Source organism: Arcobacter thermotolerans (assembly GCF_983172305.1).
Genome location: NZ_CFAFZJ010000002.1, coordinates 175,464 through 201,714 on the forward strand (window position 1 = coordinate 175,464; position 26,251 = coordinate 201,714).

At 27.1% G+C, this 26,251-nt stretch carries 26 protein-coding genes and 1 pseudogene; 20 read left to right on the top strand and 7 right to left on the bottom strand.

Annotated elements, in window-relative coordinates; translation table 11 throughout:
* The first annotated feature begins 111 nt into the window (after positions 1–111).
* Positions 112–1,461, top strand: coding sequence for a DNA repair protein RadA (radA, locus tag AC5LG6_RS02515; RefSeq protein WP_066157124.1), 1,350 nt, complete (start codon positions 112–114; stop codon positions 1,459–1,461).
* Positions 1,462–1,479: 18 nt separating this feature from the next.
* Here the strand turns inward: radA and AC5LG6_RS02520 are convergent, their stop codons facing one another.
* Positions 1,480–1,893: a thioesterase family protein gene (locus tag AC5LG6_RS02520; protein ID WP_498585612.1), complete on the bottom strand. Its 414-nt coding sequence runs from the start codon at positions 1,891–1,893 to the stop codon at positions 1,480–1,482.
* A 65-nt stretch (positions 1,894–1,958) separates the two neighbouring features.
* Between AC5LG6_RS02520 and ybeY the strand changes: the two genes are divergently transcribed.
* Complete coding sequence (gene ybeY / locus AC5LG6_RS02525; protein ID WP_498585613.1) at positions 1,959–2,378, top strand: rRNA maturation RNase YbeY; 420 nt, start codon at positions 1,959–1,961, stop codon at positions 2,376–2,378.
* Between the two features lies 1 nt (position 2,379).
* On the opposite strand, the gene AC5LG6_RS02530 is transcribed toward ybeY, so the two are convergent.
* Entirely contained in the window at positions 2,380–2,787 is a 408-nt protein-coding gene (locus AC5LG6_RS02530; protein WP_066168935.1) for a Fur family transcriptional regulator, read from the bottom strand.
* Between the two features lie 180 nt (positions 2,788–2,967).
* Between AC5LG6_RS02530 and AC5LG6_RS02535 the strand changes: the two genes are divergently transcribed.
* The 12 genes and pseudogenes from AC5LG6_RS02535 to AC5LG6_RS02590 all read left to right on the top strand — a co-directional run bounded on the left by AC5LG6_RS02535 (position 2,968) and on the right by AC5LG6_RS02590 (position 15,925).
* Positions 2,968–4,542, top strand: coding sequence for an endonuclease/exonuclease/phosphatase family protein (locus AC5LG6_RS02535; RefSeq protein ID WP_498585614.1), 1,575 nt, complete (start codon positions 2,968–2,970; stop codon positions 4,540–4,542).
* Positions 4,539–5,858, top strand: a complete 1,320-nt coding sequence (murJ, locus tag AC5LG6_RS02540; RefSeq protein ID WP_498585615.1) for a murein biosynthesis integral membrane protein MurJ — start codon at positions 4,539–4,541, stop codon at positions 5,856–5,858. The genes AC5LG6_RS02535 and murJ overlap by 4 nt, the downstream gene beginning before the upstream one ends.
* 53 nt (positions 5,859–5,911) lie before the next feature.
* Positions 5,912–7,621, top strand: coding sequence for an ABC transporter ATP-binding protein (locus AC5LG6_RS02545; protein ID WP_498585616.1), 1,710 nt, complete (start codon positions 5,912–5,914; stop codon positions 7,619–7,621).
* 45 nt (positions 7,622–7,666) lie between these two features.
* A complete protein-coding gene (locus tag AC5LG6_RS02550; RefSeq protein ID WP_498585617.1) occupies positions 7,667–8,725 on the top strand; it encodes a quinone-dependent dihydroorotate dehydrogenase in 1,059 nt (352 codons plus the stop codon).
* Positions 8,726–8,775: 50 nt separating this feature from the next.
* On the top strand, positions 8,776–10,041 hold the full coding sequence (locus AC5LG6_RS02555) for a M16 family metallopeptidase (RefSeq protein ID WP_260964116.1): 1,266 nt from the start codon (positions 8,776–8,778) through the stop codon (positions 10,039–10,041).
* Between the two features lie 10 nt (positions 10,042–10,051).
* Positions 10,052–10,939 (top strand): 4-hydroxy-tetrahydrodipicolinate synthase, encoded by an 888-nt coding sequence (gene dapA, locus AC5LG6_RS02560; RefSeq protein WP_066222444.1) that lies wholly within the window; start codon positions 10,052–10,054, stop codon positions 10,937–10,939.
* On the top strand, positions 10,939–11,718 hold the full coding sequence (locus AC5LG6_RS02565; RefSeq protein WP_066222446.1) for an enoyl-ACP reductase: 780 nt from the start codon (positions 10,939–10,941) through the stop codon (positions 11,716–11,718). The genes dapA and AC5LG6_RS02565 overlap by 1 nt, the downstream gene beginning before the upstream one ends.
* Positions 11,718–12,260: a CDP-diacylglycerol--glycerol-3-phosphate 3-phosphatidyltransferase gene (pgsA, locus tag AC5LG6_RS02570; protein ID WP_066222449.1), complete on the top strand. Its 543-nt coding sequence runs from the start codon at positions 11,718–11,720 to the stop codon at positions 12,258–12,260. The genes AC5LG6_RS02565 and pgsA overlap by 1 nt, the downstream gene beginning before the upstream one ends.
* Before the next feature lie 8 nt (positions 12,261–12,268).
* The gene (rseP, locus tag AC5LG6_RS02575) at positions 12,269–13,327 is read left to right on the top strand and encodes an RIP metalloprotease RseP (protein ID WP_498585618.1); all 1,059 of its coding nucleotides are present in this window, start codon (positions 12,269–12,271) and stop codon (positions 13,325–13,327) included.
* Positions 13,328–13,337: 10 nt separating this feature from the next.
* On the top strand, positions 13,338–14,021 hold the full coding sequence (locus tag AC5LG6_RS02580; protein ID WP_141054202.1) for a YggS family pyridoxal phosphate-dependent enzyme: 684 nt from the start codon (positions 13,338–13,340) through the stop codon (positions 14,019–14,021).
* Positions 14,022–14,765: 744 nt separating this feature from the next.
* Positions 14,766–15,515: pseudogene (locus AC5LG6_RS02585) on the top strand (methyl-accepting chemotaxis protein); the annotation flags it as partial.
* 14 nt (positions 15,516–15,529) lie between these two features.
* Positions 15,530–15,925 carry a PAS domain-containing protein gene (locus tag AC5LG6_RS02590; protein ID WP_066222460.1) on the top strand — a complete coding sequence of 132 codons (396 nt, stop codon included), beginning with the start codon at positions 15,530–15,532 and terminating at the stop codon, positions 15,923–15,925.
* A 10-nt stretch (positions 15,926–15,935) separates the two neighbouring features.
* On the opposite strand, the gene AC5LG6_RS02595 is transcribed toward AC5LG6_RS02590, so the two are convergent.
* The 4 genes from AC5LG6_RS02595 to AC5LG6_RS02610 are packed head-to-tail and all read right to left on the bottom strand — an operon-like array spanning position 15,936 to position 18,312.
* Positions 15,936–16,274 carry a hypothetical protein gene (locus tag AC5LG6_RS02595; RefSeq protein ID WP_498585619.1) on the bottom strand — a complete coding sequence of 113 codons (339 nt, stop codon included), beginning with the start codon at positions 16,272–16,274 and terminating at the stop codon, positions 15,936–15,938.
* A complete protein-coding gene (locus AC5LG6_RS02600) occupies positions 16,262–17,455 on the bottom strand; it encodes a sensor histidine kinase (protein WP_260967110.1) in 1,194 nt (397 codons plus the stop codon). The genes AC5LG6_RS02595 and AC5LG6_RS02600 overlap by 13 nt, the downstream gene beginning before the upstream one ends.
* On the bottom strand, positions 17,412–18,080 hold the full coding sequence (locus tag AC5LG6_RS02605) for a response regulator transcription factor (RefSeq protein WP_498585620.1): 669 nt from the start codon (positions 18,078–18,080) through the stop codon (positions 17,412–17,414). Before AC5LG6_RS02605 ends, AC5LG6_RS02600 begins: the two co-directional genes overlap by 44 nt.
* Positions 18,070–18,312 carry a DUF1104 domain-containing protein gene (locus AC5LG6_RS02610; RefSeq protein ID WP_066154280.1) on the bottom strand — a complete coding sequence of 81 codons (243 nt, stop codon included), beginning with the start codon at positions 18,310–18,312 and terminating at the stop codon, positions 18,070–18,072. The genes AC5LG6_RS02605 and AC5LG6_RS02610 overlap by 11 nt, the downstream gene beginning before the upstream one ends.
* A gap of 85 nt (positions 18,313–18,397) precedes the next feature.
* On the opposite strand from AC5LG6_RS02610, the gene AC5LG6_RS02615 reads away from it, so the two are divergent.
* Complete coding sequence (locus tag AC5LG6_RS02615; RefSeq protein WP_260959352.1) at positions 18,398–20,164, top strand: ABC transporter ATP-binding protein; 1,767 nt, start codon at positions 18,398–18,400, stop codon at positions 20,162–20,164.
* A gap of 71 nt (positions 20,165–20,235) precedes the next feature.
* Here the strand turns inward: AC5LG6_RS02615 and AC5LG6_RS02620 are convergent, their stop codons facing one another.
* On the bottom strand, positions 20,236–20,946 hold the full coding sequence (locus tag AC5LG6_RS02620; protein ID WP_066222475.1) for a YebC/PmpR family DNA-binding transcriptional regulator: 711 nt from the start codon (positions 20,944–20,946) through the stop codon (positions 20,236–20,238).
* A gap of 124 nt (positions 20,947–21,070) precedes the next feature.
* On the opposite strand from AC5LG6_RS02620, the gene AC5LG6_RS02625 reads away from it, so the two are divergent.
* The 5 genes from AC5LG6_RS02625 to AC5LG6_RS02645 all read left to right on the top strand — a co-directional run bounded on the left by AC5LG6_RS02625 (position 21,071) and on the right by AC5LG6_RS02645 (position 26,251).
* Complete coding sequence (locus AC5LG6_RS02625) at positions 21,071–21,805, top strand: MlaA family lipoprotein (RefSeq protein ID WP_186984260.1); 735 nt, start codon at positions 21,071–21,073, stop codon at positions 21,803–21,805.
* Entirely contained in the window at positions 21,798–22,388 is a 591-nt protein-coding gene (locus AC5LG6_RS02630) for a Tgt2/MlaC family protein (RefSeq protein WP_498585621.1), read from the top strand. The genes AC5LG6_RS02625 and AC5LG6_RS02630 overlap by 8 nt, the downstream gene beginning before the upstream one ends.
* Positions 22,389–22,463: 75 nt before the next feature.
* Positions 22,464–24,866: an efflux RND transporter permease subunit gene (locus AC5LG6_RS02635; protein WP_431394352.1), complete on the top strand. Its 2,403-nt coding sequence runs from the start codon at positions 22,464–22,466 to the stop codon at positions 24,864–24,866.
* Between the two features lie 12 nt (positions 24,867–24,878).
* Positions 24,879–25,442, top strand: coding sequence for an LOG family protein (locus AC5LG6_RS02640; protein WP_498585622.1), 564 nt, complete (start codon positions 24,879–24,881; stop codon positions 25,440–25,442).
* Positions 25,443–25,612: 170 nt separating this feature from the next.
* Positions 25,613–26,251 (top strand): HAD family hydrolase, encoded by a 639-nt coding sequence (locus AC5LG6_RS02645; protein WP_498585623.1) that lies wholly within the window; start codon positions 25,613–25,615, stop codon positions 26,249–26,251.

Consider the following 26,251-nt stretch of genomic DNA (forward strand, 5'->3'; position numbering starts at 1 on the left):
TTTTATATTATAATAAACTCTTTTAAAAATGGGTTTATTGTAAAATTTGGGATTTAATAATCTTATTAATTTTAATTTATCTTACAAAATTTTATTCCAAAAAGGCAAAATATGGCAAAGAAAAAAAATACTCTATTTGAGTGCCAACACTGTGGCGAACAATCTAGTAAATGGCTTGGAAAATGTCCTAGTTGCGACTCTTGGGATAGTTTTCTAGAGTTAAATGAAGTACAACAAGAGGTTTTAAAGCAAACCATAACAGCAAATAGTTCTAGTTCAAAAGCAAGACCAATCACAGAGATTTTGCAAGATGATGTTTCAAGATTTTCATCTTTTAATTATGAATTTGATTTAGTTTTAGGGGGAGGAGTTGTTCCTGGAAGTTTAACACTTATTGGAGGAAGCCCAGGAGTTGGAAAATCAACTCTTCTTTTAAAAGTTGCAGGAAGTATTGCAAAGTCAGGCAAAAAAGTACTTTATGTATCTGGAGAAGAGAGTGCTGGACAGATAAAACTAAGAGCAAATCGTCTTGATGCAAACCACAATGAACTTTTCTTATTAAGTGAGATAAAACTTGAAGAGATTATGAGTGAACTTCTTAGAATTGATTATGAAGTTTGTATTATTGACTCAATTCAAACAATATATTCAGGTCATTTAAACTCAAGTCCTGGAAGTGTTTCACAAGTTCGAGAGATTACTTTTGAACTTATGAGAAAAGCAAAAGAGTCAAATATTGCTATGTTTATAATTGGTCATATTACAAAAGATGGAAGTATTGCAGGTCCTAGAGTGTTAGAACATATGGTTGATACAGTTTTATATTTCGAAGGAGAAGCAAGCAGGGAACTAAGAATGCTAAGAGGTTTCAAAAATAGGTTTGGTTCAACTTCAGAAATTGGAATTTTTGAGATGACACAAGAAGGACTTGTAAGTGCAAAAGATATAGCGTCAAAGTTTTTTGATAAAAGCAAAAGTCAAAGTGGTTCAAGTTTAACTGTTAGCATGGAAGGAAGCCGTGCAATTATTCTTGAAGTTCAAGCACTTGTAAGCGAAACAACTTTTCCAAATCCAAAAAGAAGTGCCACTGGTTTTGATACAAACCGTTTAACTATGCTTTTAGCTCTTTTAGAGAAAAAATTAGACTTACCTTTTAATCATTATGATGTGTTTATAAATATTAGTGGTGGAATAAAAATTAAAGAGAGTAGTGCTGATTTAGCTGTAATTGCTGCTATAATTTCAAGTTTTAGAGATAGACCAATTTCAAAAGAGTCTGTATTTATTGGTGAAGTTTCACTAACTGGTGAAATAAAAGATGTTTATTCTATAGATTTAAGATTAAAAGAGGCTCAAGCTCAAGGAATTAAAAAAGCAATAATTGCTCAAAAAACGAATCTAAAATTAGATTTAAAAACTTTTGCAGTTGATGAAGTATCAAAAGTAATAGAGCTATTTTAAGCTCTATTACTTAATAATCTAATTCTTATTTGCTAAAGCTCTTCTTTGTGCACCTTCAATAAGTCTTGAAGTTGAAACAATAGCTCTTGTATGTGTTCCTCTTCCACAAACTCCTGCACTATCAATTACTTCAATCTCAAATTTATAAAGTTTCCCTTCCATTCCAACAAAAGTTGCTGTTGAAATAGCTACATCATTTTCTAAAGTTGCTGCCATATGTGTAATATTTACATTTACACCAACACTTTTTTCATCATCTTTTAATAGTGGTAACATTAATTTTGCAGCACTACACTCCATCAAAGCAATCATTCTAGCTGTTGCAAAAACTTCTGGAAAAGTTAAATCAATTGCTATATTTAGATTTGATGCTAAATCTTTTTTCTCAACTTTATAGTCAATTGATGCCTTTTTCCCTACAGTTAAACTCATAATCTCTCCTTGGATTTATTTTAAAAGTAATATACTATTAAAAATATATTAATTTAGGATAAAAAATGATAGATTTTGAAAATCAAACAGATTTTTTGGTGAATTTAGTAGCACTTGAAAAAATAGTTACCTCTCTTACAAAAAAAGATTTAGAGTTAATTATTGTAGATAATCAAACAATAAAAGAGATAAACCTTGAATATAGAAAAAAAGATGAAGCAACAGATGTTTTGAGCTTTCCTGTTGATGGTGATTTCGAGCATTTACCTTTGGGAACTATTATAATTTCAATAGATTTTGTAAAAGAGAAAGCAAAAGAGTATGGGCATAGTGAAGAAGATGAGTTAAATTTACTTTTTATTCACGGTCTTTTGCACCTTTTAGGATATGACCACGAAGTTGATAATGGGAAACATAGACAAAAGGAAGAAGAACTTATAAAACAATTCAATCTTCCTTCTAGTTTAATAGTTAGAAACTCTTAAACTAACAATTTGTACATTTACTACAAACACCACTTAAAACAATATTTGTTGAATCTACTTTAAAAGGAGTAAGTTTAGAAACTTGCTCCACTATATCACTTGAATCAAGCATAATATCTTCAATAAATCCACAATCTTTACAAACTAAGTGAGCATGCTCAGTTTTTATTAACTCATAAACAGATTTTTCATTTGGAATTTTAACTTCACTTAGAAAAACTCTCTCAACCATAGAGTTTATATTTTTATAAATAGTTGCAAGTGAAACTGATGGAAATCTTTGTATCAATTTTTTATAAATTTCATCAATATTCATATGCCCATTCGTATATAACTCTTCAACAATAGCAACTCTTTGTGGAGTAACTTTTAAGTCATAATCTTTTAATAATCCTGAAATATTCAGCATAAATTTTCCTTTTTTATATATACAGTACAGTGTTGATGATTATATCAAAAAAAAAATCAAATTATTCTTGGAAATTATCAAATAATAAATTTTATTAAAAAATAGAGTAATAAATATTTTACATTTACCATTTAAAAATAAAATATTTGCTACAATTTTCAAAAAATTTGGAAATAAAACTTGTATAAATATCTAATAATCTTTATTTTTGCTACTTTTTTAAATGCTCAAAATTTAAAAATAGCATCTTATAATGTAGAAAATTTCTTTGATTTAAGCTACGATAAAACAGAATACGATGAGTATATTCCAAATAATAAATCATTATGGAATCAAAGAAATTTCAACATAAAATTAGAAAATATAATAAAAGTAATAGAAGATTTAGATGCTGATATTATTGCTCTACAAGAGATAGAAAATGAAAATTTAATAAAACTATTAAAACAAAAATTACCACAATATTCATATTATAACTTTACAAAATATCCATCAAGTGCAGTAGGACTTGGCTTCTTATCAAAAATTCCAATCAAAAATAGCCAAAACTTAAATGTTAAATTTGAAAAAGCAGTTTATAGACCAATTTTAGAAACAACTTTTAAACTAGAAAATTTAGAATTTAAAATTTTCAATAACCATTGGCCTTCTAAAAAATCACCTGAAAATTATAGAGTTAAATATGCAAAAACTTTATATGATAGATTAAAAGAGCTTCCAAATGATTCCTATTATATTTTATTAGGGGATTTTAACTCTGATTATAATGAGTTTCAAACATTTAAAAATAATCAAAGATTAAATATAACAGCTGGTATTACTGGAATAAATCATATTTTAAATACAACTGTTGATGATAAATTTATTATTTTAGATGAAATTAATAGTTTTGATAAAAAAGTTCACTACAATCTTTGGTTAGAACTTCCTACAAATGAGAGATTTTCAACAAAATTTAGAAATCAAAATAACACACCTGATAATATGATAATAAGCTCTTCTTTAGTAAAAAATAAAGATTTTTCATATATAAAAGGCTCATTTTCAGTATTTAAACCAAATTATTTATTTGAAAAAAATGATATAAACCGATGGAAAATGAGCCAAAATAGAGATGAAAAAATGCATAAAGGTGAAGGTTTTTCAGACCATCTTCCTATTTTTGCACTATTTTCAACAAATAACTCAAATAATAGTATAAAAAAACTGGAAAAAAATATTGAAAAAAAGAGTGAAATATCATCTCTTTACAAAAAGGAGAAGCTTCTATTTCCAATATTTTTAGAGAATATTATAGTTTTATACAAAAATGGTGACAAAGCAATAATAAAACAAGAAAACAATAGAGCAATTTATATTTTTAAAGGTGCAAAAGATTTAAAAGAAGGCTTTTCTTATAATATTCAAGTTAATCAAATCTATGATTTTTATGGTTTAAAAGAGATAAAAGATTTTAATATTTTAAAAGAGAATAGTAGTTTTAAAAACTATAAAGATTTATTTTTAGATGGTTCAAAAATAGATATTTTTGATTTTAAATATGAAAATGAAGTAATTACAAATTTAAAAGGTTTTGTTACAAAAGGTAATTTGCAAATTAATGGTGGAAAAACTATAAAATTGTTTGCAAAAGATAAAAATATTTTACCAAAAGATGGTTCTAAAATAGAGATATTAAATGCACAATTAGGTTCATTTAGAGGAAATATGCAAATAATTTTTCATACTAAAGATGACTACAAAGAGTTAAAATGAACCAAAAAAGTAGATTGTTAAAATCAATTTTTACAAACAGTTCTGGTATTTTAATTTCAAGAATAACAGGTTTTATAAGAGATTTAATGACAGCTTCAATTTTGGGGGCAAATGTCTATTCTGATATATTTTTTATAGCATTTAAATTTCCAAATTTATTTCGAAGTATATTTGCTGATGGTGCTTTTACACAAGCTTTTATTCCTTCATATGCAAAATCAAAATATAAAATAAGATTTTCATCTATTATATTTTTACAAATTTTAGCTTTTTTAATTGTTTTATCTTTGATTGTTACTATGTTTTCTCATCTTTTTGCAAAGGCTTTTGCTATTGGATTTAGTGAAGAAACAATTAATTTAGCTGCACCACTATTTGCTATAAATTTTTACTATTTACCTCTTATTTTTGTGGTAACTTTTATGGGTGCTTTACTTCAATATAAACACCATTTTGCAACAACTGCATACTCAACTGCACTTTTAAATCTATCAATGATCGCTAGTTTGATTATTGCAAAAGGTCTTGAGCAATATACAATTACATTTTATCTATCTTTTGGGGTTATATTTGGTGGAATTTTGCAAGTAATTGTTCATATGATTGCAATTAGAAGAGCAAATTTAGGAAAAATATTTATATTTAAAAATCATAAGAAAAAAGAGGAAAATAAGTTTTATAAAAACTTCTTTGCAGCAACTTTAGGCTCTTCAACTATGCATATTTCAGCTTTTATAGATACTTGGTTAGCTTCAATGTTAATTAGTGGTTCTATATCATATTTATACTATGCAAATAGAGTTTTTCAACTACCTCTTGCAATTTTTGCAATAGCAACTTCAATAGCACTTTTTCCAATGGTTGCAAAGGCTATAAAAAATAAAAATGAAGATGAAGCTCTAAAACTTATGAAAAAATCAGCTCTTATTTTATTTGCAGTTTTGACAATTTCAATGGTTGTAGGAATAGCTCTTGATAAATTTATTATAGAACTTCTATTCCAAAGAGGTGCTTTTACAAGTGAAGACACAATAAACACTGCACTAATTTTAAAAATGTATTTAATAGGACTTTTGCCTTTTGGCTTAGCAAAAATATTTTCACTTTGGTTATATGCAAAAGAGCAACAAGTGCTAACTGCTAAAATATCTGCTCAAAGTTTAGTTGCAAATATTATATTCTCTTTAATTCTAATAAAACCTTTTGGAGCATCTGGTTTAGCTTTTTCAGGAACACTAAGTGGTTTTGTACTATTTTTTCTTACTTTAAGAGCTTTTGGTTTTGATAAATTTGTTAAAATGTTTAAGAACTATTAGTTTTAGCAAACATTTGATAAAATTGAAGACTTTTTTTTAATTTTAGGGAATATATGATAAATTTTTTTAAACAATACACACCATTTTATAAAAACTATAAATTACAGATTTTTTATGCTTTTATTGGAATTATTCTAGTTGCAAGTGCAACTGCTGGAACAGCTTATGCAATTCAGCCTCTTTTAGATGATATTTTTATAAATAAAAATGTAGATATGCTATATATTATGCCAATAATCGTAGTTGTTTTATATACAGCAAAAGGTTTTGGTGGATATATTCAAGCATATTTTATATCTTATATTGGGCAAGATATTACAAGAATTATAAGAGATAGACTTTTTTCACATGTTTTAAAATTGGACTTAGATTTTTTCCAAAAAATACATGGAGGAGAGCTTGTAAGTAGAATAATAAATGATATAAATAGAATTCAAAGTGCTGTTTCAGGCTATTTAGCAGAGATAATAAGAGAGAGTTTAACTATTGTTGCTCTTGTTGCTTTGGTTATTTATCGTTCGCCTGAACTTGCTTTTTATGGACTTATTGTTTTACCTTTGGCTTTTTATCCTTTAAGTTTACTAGCAAAAAAGATGAAAAAACTATCTTTTAAATCTCAAGAGAGCAACTCAGATATTACATCAAGCCTTACAGAATCGTTTAATAATATTGAGATAATAAAAGCAAATAACACTGAAATTTTAGAAGAAAAAAAATTTAGTGTATTTAATATGATTTTCTTTAAATACAATATGAAAGCAGTAAAAACAAACGAACTAACATCTCCACTTATGGAAATATTAGGAAGTTTAGCTTTTGGAGCTGTTATTTTAGTTGGTGGAAGCAAAGTTATTAGTGGGGAGTTAACAACTGGTGAATTTAGCTCTTTCATAGCAGCACTTTTTATGCTTTATACTCCAATAAAAAGAATATCTGGATTATACAATAAGATGCAAGATGCACTTGCAGCAAATGAGAGAATAAATAGTATTTTTGAAAAATCTCCATCTATAAAATCTGGAAAAATAGAAAAAATAGATAGTATAAATAGTATTAAATTTGAGAATGTATCTTTAAAATATGATGATCTTGAGGCTTTAAAAAATATAAATCTTGAAGCAAACAAAGGTGAAATAATAGCTCTAGTAGGCGATAGTGGTGGAGGCAAATCATCTTTAATAAATCTTTTGGTTAGATTTTATGATTCAAGTGCAGGAAAAATAACTTTTGATAATATAGATATAAAAGATTTATCTTTGAAAACTTTAAGAGAAAATATAAGTATTGTAACTCAAAGAGTATATATTTTTAATGACACAATTGCAGCAAATGTATCTTATGGTGAAGAACTTGATGATTTAAAAGTTATAGAAGCTTTAAAACAAGCACATGCTTATGAGTTTGTTTTAAGTATGAAAAAAGGTATTAACACAGTTTTAGATGAATTTGGAACAAATTTAAGCGGTGGTCAAAGACAAAGAATTGCAATAGCAAGAGCTTTATATAAAAATCCAAAAATATTAATTTTAGATGAAGCAACATCTGCATTAGATAACAAAAGCGAATCTTTAATAAGTCAAGTAATAGAAGAAGTTAGTAAAGATAGAATTACTTTTGTAATAGCTCACAGATTAAGCACTATAAGAAATGCTTCAAAAATTGCTCTCTTTAAAAATGGAGAAATTGTAGATATTGGAACTCAGGAAGAGCTTTTAGAAAATAGCACAGAGTACCAAAGATTGTATAATTCAGCAAATATTTGATTATTTTTTGCTAATATATTTGAATTTTTAAAAAAAGGAAAGTCTTTGTTTAGTTATGAAAATCTAAAAAAAATACTATTTATGTTTGAACCTGAAAGAGCTCATAATATTGCTGAATCTGGTTTAAAACTTCTTGGAAAATGTAAGTTACTAAAAAACTATTATGAAAAAAAGAATTTTATAAGTGATGAAAGACTTCATCAAAAAATTTTTAATGTAAAATTTGAAAATCCTGTAGGTCTTGCAGCTGGATTTGATAAAAATGCAACAATGGTTAAAGCTATGAAAAGTATGGGATTTGGATTTACAGAGATTGGAACAACTACTCCTATGCCACAAGATGGAAATCCAAAACCTAGAATGTTTAGATATCCTGAATATAAATCTGTTCAAAATGCAATGGGATTCAATAATTTAGGAGCTCACGCAGTTTTAAAAAATCTAAAAAAAGTTTACCCTTTTTCTATACCTATTGGGGTAAATATTGGAAAAAATAAAACAACTCCAGAAGAGTATGCTTTAAATGACTATAAAACTTTAATTAAAAAGTTAGAATCTTATGGTGATTATATTGTAATAAATATATCAAGTCCAAATACACCAAATTTAAGAGATTTACAAAATGAGAAGTTTATAAATGAACTTTTCTCTATGGCAAAAACTCTTACGAATAAACCAATTTTATTAAAAATTGCACCTGATATGGAAGTACAAACAGCAATAGAGTTATGTAAAACTGCTATAAATAGTGGAGCAGCTGGAATTATTGCAACAAACACAACTATTGATTATAGTTTAGTTCCAAATTGTAAAGATTTTGGAGGATTAAGTGGTCAAGTCTTGAGTGAAAAATCTTCACTTTTATTTAAAGAGATTGCTCGTGAGCTTTATGGAAAAACTATATTAATAAGCGTCGGTGGAATTTCAAATGCAAATCAAGCCTATGAAAGAATAAAAAACGGGGCTTCTTTAGTACAAGTTTATTCTAGTTTAATTTTTGAAGGACCTTCAATGGTTAGAAAGATAAATCAAGATTTACTAGAACTTTTAAAAGCTGATGGCTACGATAATATTTCTGAAGCTATTGGAGCAAATTTAAGATAATGAGAAATTTCTTAAAAATTTTTATAATTTATATTTTTATTGGAGAGTTTATGAGTGCAAATAGTTTGCCAAATTATTATACAAAAAACTTAGACAATGGATTACAAATTGTTGCAATTCCTATGGATAACAACACAAATGTAGTCTCTGTTGATATTTTTTACAAAGTTGGAAGTAGAAATGAAGTTATGGGGAAAAGTGGAATCGCCCATATGTTAGAACATTTAAACTTCAAATCAACAAAAAATCTAAAAGCTGGAGAGTTTGATGAGATTGTAAAAGGTTTTGGTGGAGTAAACAATGCAGGAACTAGCTTTGATTACACGCACTACTATATAAAAACTTCATCAAAAAATACAGATAAATCTCTTGAACTTTTTAGTGAACTTATGCAAAATCTAACTTTAAATGATGAAGAGTTTCAACCAGAGCGTGATGTTGTAGCAGAAGAGAGACGTTGGCGAACAGATAATAACCCAATGGGATATTTGCAATTTAGAGTTTTTAATAATACTTTTATTTATCACCCATATCACTGGACTCCAATTGGATTTATGGATGATATAAAAAATTGGACAATTGAAGATATAAAAGATTTTCACTCAACATATTATCAACCACAAAATGCAATAGTAGTAGTTGCTGGAGATATAAAAAAAGATGATGTTTTTTCTTATGTTGAGAAACACTTCAAAGATATAAAAAACACAAAAGAGATACCTAGTTCTGTTCATACAGTAGAACCAAAACAAGATGGTGAAAGAAGAGCAATTATAAATAAAGAATCAAATGTACAAATGCTTGCTATGACTTATCATATTCCAAATTTTGAACATAAAGATCAAATAGCATTAAGTGCTTTATCTCAACTTTTAAGCAGTGGTAAAAGCTCAATTTTACAAAAAGTTTTAGTAGATGAAAAAAGATTAGCAAATAGTATTTATGCTTATAATATGGAGTTAAAAGATCCTGGAGTTTTTATGTTTATGGCTGTTGCAAATGAAAATGTTGATGCTTTAAAAATAGAAAAAGAGATTTTAGATATAATATCGAAAATTCAAAAAGGCGAAATTAAAGAAAAAGAGTTAGATAAGCTTAAAATAAATACAAAAGCAGACTTTATATACTCTTTAGAAAGCTCTAGCGATGTAGCTTCTCTTTTTGGAACTTATCTTGTTCGTGACAATATAAAACCACTTTTAGAGTATGAAGCAAATTTAGAAAAACTAAAAGTTGAAGATATTGTAAATGTTGCAAAAAAATATTTAGTAAAAGAGAATTCAACAACTCTTATTTTAAAAGAAAATAAACAATAAAAGGAAAAAGATGGATACCATTATTGGCTCTATGACTGCTTTAGTTACACCATTTAAAAATGGAAAACTTGATTTAGAAAAATATGAAACTCTTATAAAAAGACAAATTGCAAATGGTGTAGATGCTGTTTCTCCAGTAGGGACAACAGGTGAAAGCGCTACACTTTCACATAAAGAACACAAAGAGTGTATAGAAGTAGCAGTTGCTACTTGTAAAAATACAAGAGTAAAAGTTCTTGCAGGAGCTGGTTCAAATGCAACTAGTGAAGCATGTGATATTGCAAAATTCGCTCAAGAGATTGGGGCAAATGGAATTTTATCAATAGCTCCATACTATAATAAACCAACTCAAGAAGGACTATATCAGCACTATAAAACAATAGCTCAATCAGTTGAAATCCCTTTTATGTTATATAATGTTCCAGGACGTACTGGTGTTGATTTATTACCAGAGACAGCTATTAGACTTTTTGATGATGTAAAAAATATTTATGGTATAAAAGAGGCAACTGGTTCACTTGAACGAGCTACTGCAATTATTTCACAAAGAGAAAATTTCTTTGTTTTCTCAGGTGATGATAGTGTAGATTTTGCAATGTTAGCAAGTGGTGCAAAAGGTATTATATCTGTAACTTCAAATTTAGTTCCAAATTTAAAATCAAAACTTGTAAGCTCAGTTATGAGTGGAGATTTTCAAACAGCTTTAAAAATTCATAATGATTTATTTGAATTAAACAAAGTTCTATTTTGTGAAAGCAACCCTATTCCTATAAAAGCAGCTATGTATTTAAGCGGTTTATTAGATAGCTTAGAGTTTAGATTACCATTAACAAACCCAAGTAATGAAACTTTAGACAAATTAGAAAAAATCTTAAAAAAATATGAGGTAGTAAAATAATGAATTGTAATATGAAAGGTAAAACTTTAGTAATTTCAGGTGGTACAAAAGGTATCGGAAAAGAGTGTGTCTATAAATTTGCAAGTAATGGTGTAAATGTTGCATTCACATACAATTCAAATGGTGAAGTAGCAGAAGAAATCTGTAAAGATGTTGAATCTAAATTTGGTGTAAAATGCAAAGCTTACCCATTTAATATTTTAGAACCTGAAAAATATAGTGAACTTTTTGAAGAGATTGATAAAGATTTTGATAGAGTAGATTTCTTTATCTCAAATGCTATGATTTATGGACGAGCTGTTGTAGGTGGTTATGGTAAATTTATGAAATTAAAACCAAGAGGATTAAACAATATTTATACTGCAACTGTAAATGCCTTTGTTTGTGGAGCACAACAAGCAGCAAAAAGAATGCAAAAAGTTGGAGGAGGAGCTATTGTATCTCTATCTTCAACTGGAAATTTGGTATATATTGAAAACTATGCGGGTCATGGTACAAATAAAGCTGCTGTAGAAGCAATGGTTAGATATGCAGCAAATGAACTTGGTGAATTTGGAATTAGAGTAAATGCAGTTTCAGGTGGTCCAATTGATACTGATGCATTAAAAGCATTTACAAACTATGAAGAGGTAAAAGCAAAAACAGCGGAATACTCTCCATTAAATAGAATTGGTCAACCTGAAGATTTAGCACAATCTTGTTATTTTTTATGTACTTCTGATGCTTCTTGGATTACAGGTCATACATTAATAGTTGATGGTGGGACAACTTTTAGATAATGTCAAAAAATCTAAATCTTCCAAATATTTTAGCTCTATTTAGAATAGCATTAGCTCCGCTAATGCTTTGGTTTTTTGTAGATAGGGACAATACAATTTTCTCATCTTGGCATCCATCTTGGTTTGACTATTTTGCTGGACTTATATTTGTAATTGCTTCTGTTACAGATTTTTTTGATGGATATATTGCAAGAACTTGGGATCAAATGACAAAACTTGGTGGAATTTTAGATCCACTTGCTGATAAAATGCTTGTTCTTGCTGGTTTTTTGGGTTTAATGGTTATTGATAGAGCTGATGTATGGGCTGTTTTTTTAATACTTTCAAGAGAGTTTTTTATAACAGGTCTTAGAGTTGTTGCAGTAGCTGAAGGCAAAAATGTAGCAAGTACAATGGCTGGAAAAGTAAAAACAGTAGCTCAAATGTTTGCTATTGGATTTTTAATTATGAATTGGCCATATGCAACAACTCTTTTATGGTTTGCTGTAGCTTTAACTCTATACTCTGGTTTTGAATATACTAGAGATTACTTCAAAGCTTAAGGATTTTTTTGGGTACTATTACTTTTTTACTGGTTTTATCTTTTTTAGTATTTTTTCATGAATTAGGACACTTTTTAGCAGCAAGATTTTTTGGTGTAAAGGTTGAAAAGTTTTCAATTGGATTTGGAAAAGCAATTTATAGTAAATATTGGGCAGGTACAACTTGGCAGTTTGCTATGATACCTCTTGGTGGATATGTACAAATGAAAGGTCAAGATGACTCAAAACCTACTTTAGTAGAAACAGGAAATGACTCATACAATACAAAAAAACCTTGGCAAAGAATTATCATATTATTTGCAGGTCCATTTGCAAACTTTATTTTAGCAGCTATTTTATACTTTAGTATTGCACTTATAGGTGCTAAAACTTTAGCTCCAGTTATTGGAAATATCAGCCCTAACTCAGTTGCAGCAGTTTCTGGATTACAAACTAATGATGAGATTATAAGAATAAATGACATAGATATAAAATCTTGGGATGAAATAGGTAAAGTTATAACAAGTTCTCAAGGCTCTTTACAGTTTTATATAAAAAGAGATAATCAAATTATCCTAAAAACAATTAATCCTGTAGTTAGTGATAGTCAAAATATGTTTAATGAAAATATTAAAAAAAGAATGATAGGAGTAGCACCAAAAGGTGAAGTAGTAACTTTAGAATTAGGTTTTTTTGACTCTTTGCTTTATGCTTATGAAAAAACTATTTTTGCCTCAACTATGATTTTTCAAGGTGTTCAAAAACTAATATCTGGAGTAATTCCTAGTAGTGAAATTGGTGGAGTTATTACTATTGGAAAAGTTATAAGTGATGCTAGTGAAAGCTCTTTAATAGCACTTTTAACAATCACAGCTTTAATATCTGTAAATTTGGGAGTTTTAAATCTTCTTCCTATTCCAGCACTTGATGGTGGACATATTATGTTTAATCTATACGAGATGATTATGAGAAAAAAACCTAGTGATCAAGTTTTTATGTTTCTTACAATAATGGGATGGTTGATTTTAGGAAGCTTGATGCTACTTGGAATTTATAACGATATTAACAGAATATTTTTAAATAACTAAAAGGTATTTTATGGAAAAAATTATTGCTACAAAAAATCTTGACAACTTAATTACAAAAGTTGAAGCAGCTAGACTTAGAGTTAGTGAGCATCATATAGTAAAAATTGTTGGTATTTCAAAATATTCAACTATTGAAGATATTAAAACTCTTTACGAAGTTGGTCAGCGAGCCTTTGGAGAGAACAAAGTTCAAGATTTAAGAGATAAATCTAAAGCTTTAGATGAACTTCCAATAGAGTGGCATTTTGTTGGTACTTTACAAAAAAATAAAATAAACAATCTAATAGACCTAAACCCAACTTTAATTCACTCTTTGGACTCTTTAGAACTTGCAATTGAGCTAAATAAGAGATTAGTTGAAAAAAATAAAAAAATCTCTTGTTTACTTCAAATAAACTCAAGTTATGAAGATAGTAAAAGTGGAGTTGACCCAAAAGATGCAGTAGAAATATATAAAAATATTATTAATATATGTCCAAATATTATTTTAAAAGGTGTTATGACTATTGGAGCAAATAGTGAAGATGAAAAAATAATAAAAGATAGCTTTATTATTACAAAAGAAATTTTTGATTCACTAAAACCTTTTGGTGCAAGATACTGTTCTATGGGAATGAGTGGAGATTTTGAACTTGCAATCGCATGTGGCTCAAACTTAATAAGAGTTGGATCAACTTTATTTAAAAACTCTTAAAACATCTATTATATGGTATCTTTGTCAATTGTACTTAAGATGTATTTAAAAGTTATTTATCTATAATCTTAAATCTTACAAAAAGGTTTCTAAATGCTTATGAATCTTACCTCAAAACAACGTTTTTTCCTAATTATGGTTCTAAGCCAAATTGGTTTTGCTGCTATTAGTACTGTTGCTATCTTAAGTGATCATAAAATATCTGCTATTATTGCTGTAAACATTGTATTTGCTATTATAGTTGGATATATAAATTATAACTCTATGCAAAGAGTTGTAGGTGGTATTAATAGAATAAAAGATTATATAGAAAATCTTATGGATTATATGTTTTTCAAAACAAATAATATTAGAAAAGCTGAATATATAAAAAATGATGATATAGGTGCCATACTTAAAGAGTTGAACCAATATTTTGATAAATACGATAGAATGAGAAAAGATGATATGCATGTTTTGGGAGAACTTGTAATTGCTCTTGACAAAGTAGCTCAAGGTATATACTCTACACAAATAACTTCAAGTACATCAAACTTTATGGTACATACTTTAAAAGAAGTTGTAAATAAAATGTTAGTTCGAGCAAATACAAATATTGAAGATTTAGTTGAGATTATAGGACTTTACTCTGAGCATGATTATAGAAGACAGGTAAATATAAATCCTATTTTAAAAGGTAAAATGAAACTTGCTATGGAGCAGATTAATCAACTTGGTTCTGAATTAAATAACAATGCTAAACACAATCTAGAAAATGGAACATTACTAGAAAAAAACTCTTTAACTATGAATAGAAGTGTTGAAAATTTAGCAAACAAAGCAAATGCACAAGCAGCAAGTCTTGAAGAGACAGCTGCTGCTCTTGAAGAGATTACAGGAATAACAAAAAATAACACTCAAAATGCTCATAAAATGTCAAACTTAAGTAAAGATGTAAAAGATAGTGTAATTTTAGGTGAAAATTTAGCAAATAAAACAGCTTCTTCTATGGATGAGATAAATGCGAAAGTTGAAGCAATAAATGAAGCTATAGAAGTAATTGATCAAATAGCATTCCAAACAAATATTCTATCGTTAAATGCCGCTGTTGAAGCTGCAACTGCAGGTGAAGCTGGAAAAGGTTTTGCAGTTGTTGCACAAGAAGTGCGAAATTTAGCAAATAGAAGTGCAGAAGCTGCAAAAGAGATAAAAGATTTAGTTGAAAATGCAACAAGCAAAACAAATGATGGTAAAAAAATATCAGATGAGATGAAAGCTGGATATAGTAACTTAAATAAATTAATTTCTGAAACTATAGATATTATTCAAGATGTAAGCATTGCTTCTAGTGAACAATTAAAAGGGATAGAACAGATAAATGATGCTGTATCTATTTTGGATAGAGTAACTCAAGAAAATGCTAGTGAAGCTAGCAATGTTGCAATAATTGCAAATGAAACTTTAGCTATGGCAAAAATTTTAGTGGAAGATGCAAAAACTAAAAAAGTAAGTTAAATTAAGGAGTAGATATGTCAAAAGAGATAGTGCTTAATGATTACACTTTTTTAGTGAGTGAAACAGATGAAAAAGGTATCATATTATTTGCAAATGATGATTTTTGTAAGATTGCAGGTTATGATATAGATGAGTTAATTGGTCAACCACACAATATAATAAGACATAAAGATATGCCAAAAGTTGCATTTAAAGATTTGTGGGAAACTGTAAAAAAAGGCAATATTTGGACAGGATATGTAAAAAATCGTGCAAAAAACGGAGATTTTTATTGGGTTTATGCAACTGTATTTCCAACAGTTACTAGTGAAAATACAAAAGGATTTTTATCTTGTAGAAGAAAAGCTAGTAGAGTTGAAATAGAAGCTCATGAAAAGCTTTACAAAGAGCTTATAACTAAAGAGAGATAATCTCTCTCTTTTACTTTAATTTATCAAAAAGATTATACTCACTCCAATAAATATCCAAAGCCTCTTTTAATTCATTATCAGTTAGTCTTGTTTTTTTCTTTAATCCAAATCTTTTTATAATAGATTCAGACATCAAACTCTTCTCTTTTGTAGGGTTTTTTAAAAACTCAAACATAGCTTTTTTAACATCTTCTTCACTACTATATTCAAGTAAATATCTATAAAAGTATTTATCTATAGTAACAGGAATTCTATTGTGACAAGTCACACAATTTCTTTCATAAATATTTTTTGGATTAGAAAAAGCAAAAATAGATGTTAAACATAAAAAAATCACTAATCTTGCCATCTTATTTTTATCCTTGTTCCTACATCAATTTTTGAAATAACATCAATTTTCAAATCATACTCTTTTGCTATAAGAGATACAATATTAAGCCCTATTCCAAAGCCACCTACACTTTTATCAAATCTTTTATATCTTGTAAAAAGATTTGCTAAATTATCTTTACTCATACCTTTTCCACTATCTTCAATTATTAAAATTTTATCTTTTAAAGTAACTTTTATAAATCCTTGAAACTTATTATATTTTATTGCATTAGAAAGAATATTATCTATTAGTTTTGATAGTTTTTTTATATCACAAACTATAAAAACATTCTCTTTTATATCTAAAATAAACTCAATTTGTTTACTATTAGCAATTGATTTAAAAAAATCAACTCTTTGATTTAAAATTTGAGAAAAATTCAACTTTTCATTATTTGAGATTATCTGATTATTTAAAGAGACAAAAGTTAAATCTTCGTATATATTTGAAATTGTTTTTGCACCTATTTCAATTCTATTTATCTTTTTTGCTAACTTTTCATCAATATTATCTTTATTTATCATCTGTATATTTGATAAAATTGCAGCAATTGGAGTATTTAACTCATGCGTTGTATCTTTTATAAATCTATCAAGCATTTGTATAGACTCTCTCATTGGTTTTAAAAATAGTTTTGCAATAAAATATCCAACAAATAGAAGCAAAATAAATGAAAACAAAAACCAAAAAAGCATTTTATATTTAATATTTAAAAACCAAATATTATCATCTTCTATCTCAACAATTACATATTTACTACCTAAATAGTAAGATTCTGGCTCTTTGATTAAATGAATATACCCATCTTTTAAATATATAACTTCATCTAGTTTTACATCGCCCATAAGTAAAGTTGAAAAAATTTTCTTTTTTGAGCTATCATAAATAGCCGAATTAAATCTTTCATCTCTTGGATATATATCTGATTTATCAATATTAATATGTAACTCTTTTAAATTTGCAATTTGAGTATTTGAGTAGTTTTGAAGAGTTTGTCTAACATCTTGAAGCATTAAATCTTTTTTAAATTGATAATATAAAAAAGTAATAACACCCAAAATAACCAAAACTAATATTGAGTAAATTAAACTAAACCCAATAATAGTTCTAGTTTCACTCTTGGATAAATCTATACCCGAGCTTTTTAAAACTAACAATTTTATCTTTTCCCAAAATCTTTCTAAGGTTTTTTATATAAGTTCTTAAAGAGTTATCACTATACTCTTCATCATAATCCCAAACAAAATCATAAATTCTATCGTGAGAGAGTAGTTCATTTGGATTTTGAAGAAAAAATTTCAAAAGTTTTAACTCTTTTAAATTTAATTTTATCTCTTCATTATTTAATTTTAGTTCATTTGAGATTGTATTAAATGTAACATTAGGAGAAATTTCAACTACTTCATTTTTATTTGAAAACTCTTTTTTTATTAAAGTTTGAACTCTTAATAGTAACTCTTTTATCTCAAAAGGTTTTCTAATATAATCATCACAACCACTAAGAAATCCCTCTTCTAAAGAACTCATAGAGTTTAAAGATGTTATAAATATTGCAGGAGTTGTTTTTCCAATAGCTCTAACCTCTTTTAATACTTCAAAACCACTCTTTTTTGGAACATTTACGTCTAAAAGAAGTAAATCAAAGTTTTGTTCATATATTTTTGATAAAGCGTCATCTCCATCATATACACAAACTACATCAAAGCCCTCTTCTTCAAAATATTCGCAAACTGTTTCGCTTAAGTTATAATCATCTTCAAGCAGTAAAATTTTACTCTTCATCTTCAATTATCTTTCTTTCAGGTGTTTCAACTAATCTTTTTTCATATTGAGCTTTTTCATGAGTATTCATCTTTCCCAATCTTATTTCTAGCTCTTTTTGAAAATCTGCCATATCTTTCTCATCAACAAACCCTATAATCTCTATTAGCTCCTGATTACTCATTTGGCTAAAATTCTCTTTTGCAAAACCAAAAGTCATTAAAATAAAAAAACACAAAATTAACTTCCGCATAGATCCAACTCTTTTTTTATTTTTACTTTACTCAAGAACTGTAGAATAATTGTTTATTGTAGCAAAAAATTGATATAATGGCTCTATGAATAACAAAATATCTTTAAAATCTATATATAAACTTTTATTAAAAAATAAAAAAGCACTAATTTTAGGACAAATTTTTACAGTAATAGGAATTTTAATAAGCGTTCCTATTCCTCTTTTACTTCCACTTTTGGTTGATGAAGTTTTACTAAATAAACCAGACTTTTTTGTAAATAATATAAATGAGTTTTTTGGTAGCGGAAATGCTTTTTATTATGTTGCAATTGTTACTGCTGTTGTGATTTGTTTAAGAGCTTTTCACTTTATTTTTGGAGTTATAAATACAAAAATATTTACAAAAATATCAAAAATAGTAATATTTGACATTAGAGTAAAACTCTTAAATCATCTAAAAAAAGTAAATATGAATGAGTATGAAAGTTTAGGAAGTGGAAAGATATCTGCAAACTTAATAACAGATGTAAACACTCTTGATAGTTTTATTGTAAATGTTTCAAGCAAACTTATAACTTCTTCTTTGACTCTTTTAGCTGTTGGTTTTGTAATTATAAAAATAGATTTTGTTTTAGGATTAATGATACTTTTAACTCAACCAACAATTGCAATAATATCAAGAAGAATTGCTAAAAAAACAGGTGAACTTAAAAAAGAGGAAAATGCCACTATTGAAGCTTTCCAAAATAATATAAATGAGACTTTAGACCTATTTTCTCAAATAAAAGCAAGTAATAAAGAAGATAATTTTTTTGATACATCTATAAAAAAAGCTGAAGATATAAAAAGAGCTTCAAATGAGTTCAACTACAAAAGTGTAGCCTATGAAAAGTTTTCATATACAATTTTCCTTTTTGCTTTTGAAATATTTAGAGCAACAGGACTTTTATTAGTAGCTTATAGTGATTTATCAATTGGACTTATGTTTGCTATGTTTGGATACATTTGGTTTATTATGACTCCTGTTCAAGAGATTTTATCTATTCAATACTCTCTTGCTAGTGCAAAAGCAGCTATTGGAAGAATTAACAAAGTTTTAGAACTAAAAACTGAAAGTGATGGAAATATAGAGTTAAAAGACAAGAAGATAGATATAACTCTTAAAAATCTTACTTTTTCTTATACAGAAGATAAAACAACATTAAAAAATATTAGTTTTTCTATAAAAAGTGGTGAAAAAGTTGCAATAATTGGAGCTAGTGGAAGTGGAAAAACTACTATTTCACAACTTATCGCTGGATTTTATGCAAAAAATAGTGGTGATATTTTATACAACGATATAAGTATTGATAATATTTCAAAAAAGAGTTTAAGAGAGCATATATTTTTGGTTCTTCAAATGCCTATTTTATTTAATAATACTTTACGATTTAACCTTACAATGGGTGAAGATATAAGTAATGAAAAGATTAAAGAGGCTTTAAAAATAGCTCAATTAAACTCTATGCTTGAAAATTTACCAGATGGTTTAGATACTATTGTTGGGAAAATGGGAATAAGACTAAGTGGTGGTCAGCGACAAAGATTATCAATTGCTAGAATGATTTTAGCAAATCCTAGCGTAGTTATTTTCGATGAATCAACTTCAGCTTTAGATGTACAAACAGAGACAAAACTTTTTGAAAATCTTGAAAATATTTTAAAAGATAAAACAGTAATTACAATCGCTCACAGATTAAGCACTGTAAAAAATGCTTCAAAGATTTTTGTACTTGAAGATGGTGAATTAGTACAAAGTGGAACTCATTTGGAACTTGAAGATAAAACAGGACATTATAAAGATTTTGTAAAACATCAACTTATAAATTAGATTTTAAATTTTGTAAAGATTTTATATTTTCTTAGGGTATAGATTAAAATACTACACCCTACTTTTGATTTTTATGCAATATTTGTATAAACAGCTTGCACATCATCATCATCTTCTAGCTTTTCTATAAGCTTTCCAATATCTTCTTGTTGTGCTTCCGTAAACTCTTGTGGGTTATTTGGAATTCTTTTTAACTCTGCTTTTGTAAGTTCAATTCCAAGTTCTTCAAATTTTTGATTCATATTTCCAAAGTCAGTATAGTTTGCATAAGCTAAACATAAACCATCCTCTTCTTCAAGCTCTTCAAGTCCAGCATCTATTAGCTCCAGTTCTAACTCTTCTAACTCATAATTAGCTGGTTTTGCAAATTCAAAAATAGCTTTTCTATCAAAGAAAAACTCTAAAGAACCAGTTGGTACAACTTGTCCTTGTGTTTTATTAAAATACATTTTTATATTTGCAACTGTTCTTGTGTTGTTGTCTGTTGCTGTTTCAACAAAAACTAAAACTCCATGAGGTCCTTTACCTTCAAAATTAACTTCAGAAAAGTTTGCTGAGTCTTTTCCTGTTGCTCTTTTTATAGCTGCATCTATATTTGCTTTTGGCATATTTTCAGCTTTTGCATTTAAAATAGCAGTTCTTAAAGCTGAATTCATTTCAGGATCAGGAACACCACTTTTTGCTGCAACTTCGATAGCTCTAGCTAATTTTGGAAATACTCTTGACATATTTCCCCATCTTTTCATCTTTGCTGCTTTTCTATATTCAAAAGCTCTTCCCATAAAAAACTCCATAAAATAATATTTTTTAGGTGGTATTGTATCTAAAAATATATTAATAAAATAGTTAAAGTTTTCTCTTTATAAACTTTAGCTACAATTTTATTTTTATTTAAAAAGGACCATTTTGAGAAAAATATTATTAACATTATTACTATCAATATTTTGCTTTGCAAATGAAGGAAATTTTCCTGAAGATTTAGAAAATGAGTTTAAACCCACAAATAGTGTAGTATTTGATCCACTAAGTGGATACAACAGAGTTATGACATCTTTTAATGATAGTTTTTATACATATGTTCTAACTCCAACAGCAAAAGGTTATGCTTATGTTGTACCAGAAGTTGCAAGAACTGGTATAAATAACTTTTTTACAAATCTATTTTTTCCTATTAGATTTGCAAATAATCTTTTACAGTTTAAATTTGAGAATGCAGGAAAAGAGTTAGGAAGATTTTTGGTAAATACTATCTGGGGATTTGGTGGATTTATGGATCAAGCAACAAATACTTTAGGCATGAAAATTTATAGAGAAGATTTTGGACAAACTTTAGGATACTGGGGAGTTGGTCAAGGTTTTCATATAGTTTTACCACTTTTAGGACCTTCAAATCCTAGAGATATTATAGGGCTTGCGGGTGATTTCTTATTATCGCCAACTGATAGATTAGGACACAATACATTGGAGTATAAAATTCCTCAAAATATAGGGCAAGCAATAGCAATTGACTCTTGGTATAAAGTAAATGAGTACTCTTTTAATCCAAATATGTATGAGATTATTAAACGAGATGCTATAGATTTATACCCATATTTAAGAGATTCTTATAATCAAAAAAGAGAAAGAGAGATAAATGAGTAATATATTTAAAAATAACTTATTAAAAATTTTAATAATTTTATTAACAATATCTTCTAGTAGTTATGCACTTAAAAAAGAGGATATAAAAACTCAAATGGAAAATAAAATAGACAAAGTATTGTTGGTTTTAAAAGATAAAAGCTTGTCAAAAGAGGAGATGAAAAAAGAAGTTATCACTATTGTAGATGACACTTTTGATTTTGATCTTATGGCAAAAATAGCTCTTGGAAAAGATGCTTGGAATAGTATAGATGAGGCAAAACAAAAAGAGTTTAGTGAAGTATTCGAAGATAAGATAAAAAAATCTTATAGCGATAAACTAGAGCTTTATAATGATCAAAAAGTAAAAATCTTAACTCTTGAACCATATAACAATACAAGACTTCAACTAAAAACTGAACTTATAGGAAAAGAGGGAAATTATAGTATAAACTACAATTTTTATGAAAAAAATGGTGAATGGTTTATCTATGATATTGATTTAGTTGGTGTTAGTATTATACAAACTTATAGACAACAATTTGCTGGACTTCTAAAAGAGAAATCTTTTAATGAAATGTTTAAACAGTTTAAAAATCAATAGTTTATGTATAAAAAAATATATGATACTTTAATTTTTAAGTATCCTTTTTTATTTTTAATAGTAGCCACAATTTTTGTGAGCTACCTTTCTTATAATGCAAAAGATGTGCAAATTGATGCAAGTGCAGAAACACTGCTTCTTGAAGATGATGAAGATTTAAAATTTTTTAGAGAGAGTTTTAAGAAATATGAAAACTCAAACTTTTTAATAGTTACTTTTAGTCCAAAAAAAAATCTTTTAGATGATGAAACTTTAAATACTATAAAAAATATCTCTAATGATTTTGAAAAAGTTGAAAATATTGCAAAAGTTGATTCAATTCTTACAGTTCCTCTTCTTCAATCTCCAATTCGCCCTATTTCAGACTTAGTTGCAGGAGTTGATAGTTTAAGTACAAAAGAGTTTGATAAGTCTTTAGTAGAAAATGAGTTTTTAAACTCACCTTTATATAAAAATGCTCTTGTAAGTTCAGATTTTAAAACAACTGCTTTAATCCTTCACCTAAAAGATGATAAAAAATATTTTGAATTTATTGAAAAAAGAGAGAATCTTTTAAAAAAACAAGATGTTCAAGCTTTAACTAAAGAAGATATAGAAGAACTAGAAAGAAATAACTTAGAGTTTAAAGAGTATAGAGAAACTTCAAGAGTAAAAGATAGCAAAAATATTGAAGATATTAGAAATATTATAAAAAATTATGAAGGTGATGCAAAGATATTCTTAGGCGGAGTTAGTATGATAGCTAATGATGCTGTTCATTTTGTCAAAAATGATTTGTTGATTTATGGAATTAGTCTTATTTTCATTTTTATCTTTGTTTTATACTACATTTTTAGAAGCTTTAGATGGGTTTTTATAGTTCTATTTATCTGTTTTATCTCAATTTTAAGTACATCTGGGATTTTGGGAATATTTTCTTGGGAAGTTACAGTAATATCTTCAAATTTTGTTGCCTTACAACTTATAATAACAATGTCAATGGTAGTTCACTTAGTCGAAAGATATAAAGAGTTATACTTTAAATACAAAAATGCAAGTCAATATAAACTAACAATAAACACTGTTTTATCAAAACTAATTCCATCTTTTTTTGCAATTATTACAACAGTTGTTGGTTTTTCATCTTTGGTTTTATCAAATATTGAACCAGTTATAAATCTAGGGCTTATGATGAGTGTTGGTATTTTGGTATCTTTAGTTTTAACTTTTATATATTTTCCAATCTTTTTGATACTTATTGGCAAAAGAGCGGAAGTTGAAAAAAAAGAGAAAATAAGATCTTTTATACCAAAATTACCAAATATTATAATTAACCGTGGAAAAATTATAATTACTTTGGCAATTTTAACTACAATTTTTTCTATTGTTGGAAGTTCAAAAATTTTTGTTGAAAACTCTTTTATAAACTATTTTAAATCAAATACAGAAATTTACAAAGGTATGAAAGTAATTGATGAAAATCTAGGAGGTACAACTCCACTTGATGTTATTATAAAATTTAAAGAAGATAAAAATATAGTAAAAATAGAAGAAAATAGTGATTTTGATGATTTTGAAAACGAATTTATATCAAAAAATGATGATAAACAATACTGGTTTTCTCAAGATAAAATGGAGTTAATAACAAAAATACATGATTATCTTGATAATATTCCTGAAGTTGGAAAAGTTCAATCCTTAGCAACTTTACTTAAGATTGGAAAAACTTTAAATGATAATAAAGATTTAGATGGAATAACTCTAGCACTTATTTACAATCAACTTCCCGAAGATTATAAAAAACTTATTTTAAGCCCTTTTGTAAATATTGAAGCAAATGAAGCTAGAATTAGTATGAGAATAATTGATTCAAATGATGAGTTAAGAAGAAATGAACTTATAAAAAAGATTAATAGAGATTTAGAAGATATTATCACAAACAAAGATACAACTTTTAGACTTACAAACCTTATGATTTTATACAATAATATGCTTCAATCTTTGTTTGAGTCACAAATTTCAACTGCTGGAGCTTCTATTTTTGTTTTAGGAATTATGTTTTTAATACTATTTAGAAATATAAAAATGGTTTTAATAGCTTTAGTTACAAACTTAATTCCTATTTCTCTTGTTTTTGGAATTATGGGTTGGCTTAAAATACCACTAGATATAATGACTATTACAATTGCAGCTATTGCTTTAGGAATCGCTGTTGATGATACTATTCATTTTATGCATAGATTTGATTTTGAGTACAAACAAAGTCATGGAAACTATAAAGTATCAATAAATAAAGCAATAAATACAGTTGGTCATCCTATGTATCATACAACAATTATTGTTGTTATTGGATTCTCAATATTAATGCTTTCAAATCTAGTTCCAACTATATATTTTGGTCTTTTAACAGCAGTTGTAATGATTAGTGTTTTAATAGCAAATCTTATTTTGCTTCCAAGATTGCTATTTATATTTAAACCATTTAAAACAAAGAATTAGGAGAATTAATTTATGAATGTAGCGATTTATTGTGGTTCTGCTTTTGGAAATAGTAAAATATATGAAGAAAAAACTATAGAACTTGCAGAAAAATTATATAAAAACAGTATAAATATTGTTTATGGTGGTTCAAAACAAGGATTAATGGGAGTTATATCAAATAAATCTTTAAGTTTAGGAAATAAAGTAACAGGTGTAATAACTTTTGATTTAGTTGGAAAAGAGCTTGAAAATACAAATATTTCAAAAATATATAAAGTAGATAGTATGCGAGAGAGAAAAGCAAAAATGGAGGAGCTAAGCGATGCTTTTATAGCTCTTCCAGGTGGTTATGGAACATTTGAAGAGATTATTGATGTAATTGCATCTTCACAAATTGGATATCATAAAAAACCATGTGCTTTTGTAAATATAAATGGATATTATGATAAATTAATTGAATTTTTCTACTCTTGCTCAAACAGTGGTTTTATGGATAGAAGATTTGTTGATATGTTGATTGTTAGTGATAATATTGATGAAATTATAGAAAAAATAAAAGATTATGAAGCTCCAAAGGCAAAATGGGATAAATAAGATAAAATTGCTCTTATTTACTATCTATTAATTTTGTATTTATAAGAGGTTAATGATGAATTTATATAATTCTCTTACAAGTTAATTAATTTTAACTTTTTCTCCTCCTATAAAACAAAGGAAGCTTTAAAAGGCTTCCTTTTTTTATTCTCTTTTTTAAAGGTTAAAAAATGAAAAATTTAAAAAAATATATTCTTTTTGATAATGATGGTGTTTTGGTTGAAACTGAAAAATGGTACTTTGAAGCAAATAAAAAATCTCTTGCTCTTTTGGGTTTAAATCTTGAGATGGATTTTTACCAAAATATTATGGTAAAAGGTGGAAGTGCTTTTGAACTAGCAGAAATTTATAATATTGAAAAAGATATCATAGAAAAACACCGAAAATTAAGAGATAGTTTTTATCAAGAATTCTTACAAACAAAAGATATAAACATTCCAAAAGTAAAAGATATTTTAAAAAACCTATCAAAAAAATATAAAATGGCGATAATTACAACTTCAAGAAGAGTTGATTTTGAGCTAATTCATAAAAATAGAGGAATTGCTGATTTTATGGATTTTGTACTTTGTGTTGAAGATTATGAAAAAGCAAAACCAAATCCAGAACCATATCTAAAAGGTTTAGAAAAATTTTGTTCAAAACCTTTCGAAGCGATAGTTGTGGAAGATTCTCAAAGAGGTTTAGAGAGTGCAAAAAGAGCAAATATTGATTGTATTGTTGTAAAAAATGAGTTTACAAAAAATCAAGATTTTACAAAAGCTGATTTTTTTATAAATAAGCTAGATGATCTTGAAAAACTTCTATAA